This is a genomic window from Maribacter sp. (genome assembly GCF_049667165.1).
In the GTDB taxonomy this organism is placed as follows: Bacteria; Bacteroidota; Bacteroidia; order Flavobacteriales; family Flavobacteriaceae; genus Maribacter_A.
The window spans coordinates 1-2,020 of the sequence record NZ_JBATHS010000107.1 but is presented as its reverse complement, the minus strand read 5'-3'; the positions used below and the strand labels follow the sequence as shown (position 1 = coordinate 2,020).

At 42.8% G+C, this 2,020-nt stretch carries 2 protein-coding genes; both read right to left on the bottom strand.

Annotation, left to right across the window (positions count from 1 at the left end):
* On the bottom strand, positions 1-614 hold a 614-nt coding region (locus WBM98_RS05835; protein ID WP_424365089.1), incomplete at its 3' end, for a carboxypeptidase-like regulatory domain-containing protein.
* A gap of 257 nt (positions 615-871) precedes the next feature.
* Positions 872-2,020: alpha-L-fucosidase (locus WBM98_RS05830; protein WP_424365088.1), on the bottom strand; the 1,149-nt coding region annotated here is incomplete at its 5' end.

Sequence of the window (2,020 nt, the reverse complement as noted above, 5' to 3'; positions counted from 1 at the left end):
TCACCACCATCATTTCCGCCCCAAAGACCGGCAGACCCGTTGTTATCATTACCGATAGGAATACCATCAATAATGTATAAAGGCTGGTTGTTTCCTGTCAAGGTATTGTTACCACGGATAACGACCCTACTGGAACCTGCTGCACCCGTAGAGTTTGAAGTAATACTTACCCCTGCTACCTTACCTTGAAGCGAATTGATCGCATTGGTTACCTTCACGGTTGAAAGCTCCTCGCCCCCTACTTCCGTGGTCGCATACCCAATGGCTTTCGCCTCTTTCTTAATACCCAAGGCGGTTACCACAACTTCTCCGAGTTGTTCAGCATCCTCTTCCAAGGATACATTAATCCTTGATTGGCCTGCTATCGCAACTTCCCTTGTGGCAAAGCCTAAGGATGAAAACACCAACGTTGCCGAAGAACTGGAAACGCTTAATTCGAAATTACCGTCAAAGTCAGTGGAAGTACCATTGGTAGTACCTTTTTCAATGACATTGACACTAGGTAACGGTACACCCGAATTATCGGTCACCGTACCTGAAATAGTTTGTGCTATCGCTCCTTGTATAAAGAGCAGTGCCACAAACAACAAGACATACTTAAATTTTTGATTCATGCTAGTTTAGTTTTGTTTGTTAATTGTTTGAATCCATTAAATATTAATATTACCTTAAAGTTATTAAAATAATGTTAATGTACTAAAGTTGGCATTTGACCCCTCATTTTGAAATGTTTTCGACCAATAACGAACTTGAAAAGCTAAAGAACAATTCTAACAAAACATATAAATTTAAATTTACACGGAAATGAAGGGTATGTTCGTTCGCACAAGACTAAGTCGGTTTTCCCATTGTTCGATACTCCCGTACGTCCTTATTTTATTTTGATCACAAAAGCAGCTGTCCGCAACAAGTCGGTTTTTAGGTTTTCAGGGAGTTTTATCATAATACCCTCCTCTTGCCTTTTCCATTTTAATGGGGCGTTATGGCCCAAAATGGTCGCTTTTGCATTTTTATCAACAAGGATTGGAAATTCTATTTCCGAAGGTAGGCTTTTCTGATCCTTGTCCAACAAATAGATCAGGAACATTGCACCGCCTTTTTTGGATGTCAAACCTATGTTTCCCACTTTATAAGGTGCCATGGATTTGGTTCCGTAAATAGCTTCCCCATTGACCTTGATCCAATCCCCAATCTCTTGCAAGAGCGCATAGGCGCCATCATCCCACTCCCCTGTTGGGCTTGGGGCTATATTGAGCAATAAATTTCCTCCTTTGGCCACGATATCGACCAGGGTATGAATGGCTTCCCGCCCGGTCATATAATTCGCATTAAAGGTATAGGACCAACCCCCACCTGCGATAATACAGGATTCCCACGGATAGGGTAAGGGTTTTTCAGGAACGCGGTTCTCAGGCGTAAGGTAATTCTGGTTCTTCCCGTGTACTGCCCTATCGACCACGATCAACCCTGGTTGTTTCTTCCGCGCCTTAACCACCAATTCATCCATTTGTATATCCTGGCTCACCACACGATGTTTTATAAAGCCATTGCCCGATGCATTCTCCTTAAACTTTTCGCTATAGTTCTCATTTATATTCTGAGCGGTCCTTTTCTTGACCCAACCCCCATCCAACCATAAAATATCGACCTTTCCATAGTCCGTAAGCAATTCCATAATCTGGTTGTGGGTAAATTGCACATAGTGTTCCCATTTTTTGGGATGAAGCGCGGGATCATAATTCACATTTCTGTCGAAGGGTGGAAAGTAAGGGTCCCAATAGTTTTCATTGTGCCAATCGGGTTTTGAAAAATATGCCCCCGCCCATAATCCTTCGCCTCTAAAGGCATTGAAGATCTCTTTGGTGATATTGGCTCTGGGATGCGTTGCGAATGGGGTTTCAACATCGGTTACCTTATAATCGGTATACTTCGAATCGAACATCGAAAAACCATCGTGATGCTTCGTAGTGAAGACCACATATTTCATACCGGCATTCTTGGCCGCCTTCGCCCATTTTTC